Annotated in this window: 1 pseudogene; it reads right to left on the reverse strand. The window is 66.1% G+C overall.

Annotated features, from left to right (window positions below):
- A pseudogene (locus tag U5A65_RS40815) lies at positions 1–310 on the reverse strand (muconate cycloisomerase); the annotation flags it as partial.

Here is a 310-nt window from a genome sequence, read left to right on the forward strand (position 1 = left end):
TTTCGCGCCGATCTTCAGCTTGAAGATCTTGTGGCGGCGCACCTCGAGCATGGCCTCGGCTTCGGCGATGTCTTTCGCGGTATCGCCCGATGCCAGCGTCCATGCCACCGGCAGGCGCTCGCGGCGGCGGCCGCCCAGCAGTTCGCTCACCGGCACGCCAAGGCGCTTGCCCTGCGCGTCGAGCAGCGCGGTTTCCAGCGCGCACTTGGCGAAGTGATTGACCTTGACGAGCTTGCCGAGGTGCGCCATGAGCGCCTGAATTCGCGTGGCGTCCTGACCGATCATCGCGGGGGCGAAGTAAGCGTCGATT

Source organism: Paraburkholderia sp. J10-1, from assembly GCF_905220165.1.
In the GTDB taxonomy this organism is placed as follows: Bacteria; Pseudomonadota; Gammaproteobacteria; order Burkholderiales; family Burkholderiaceae; genus Paraburkholderia.